The sequence below is a fragment of the Acetomicrobium sp. S15 = DSM 107314 genome, from assembly GCF_016125955.1.
In the GTDB taxonomy this organism is placed as follows: Bacteria; Synergistota; Synergistia; order Synergistales; family Thermosynergistaceae; genus Thermosynergistes; species Thermosynergistes pyruvativorans.
The window spans coordinates 1-361 of the sequence record NZ_JADEVE010000420.1 but is presented as its reverse complement, the minus strand read 5'-3'; the positions used below and the strand labels follow the sequence as shown (position 1 = coordinate 361).

Annotated in this window: 1 protein-coding gene; it reads left to right on the top strand. The window is 47.6% G+C overall.

Translation table 11 applies throughout. The features are described 5' to 3' along the window. On the top strand, positions 1-233 hold a 233-nt coding region (locus EZM41_RS14085), incomplete at its 5' end, for a hypothetical protein (RefSeq protein ID WP_232619416.1). Positions 234-361 lie beyond the last annotated feature (128 nt).

Below are 361 nucleotides of genomic sequence, written 5' to 3'. Positions count from 1 at the left end.
CACCCGGACAATCTTGTGTCCACGTTATTGAAATTTGCATCTATCTTGTCATATTTTTCATTCCATGCCGACGGAATAGCTGGGAACTGATCCGGGTGTCTCCCTATAGTGCTATGAGCGTTGCCAAGATTAGCCCAGCAGCCAAAAGTCTCTGGTTAGAGGGCCACTTCATCCTTTTCGCACCTCCAGTGGCAAGTCAGTGGTATATCAAACTGCTCAAGAAGCACACTTAGAAGATATAGTAATTTGCCGCAGCGTAAGAAGAAAATGCCGCGAAGAGCAGCGTCACGATGAGCCTCGTCTCCACAAAACCCCTCCCTTTAAAGAGGCCACAAAGACTCTTGAATATATACCTGGGCCC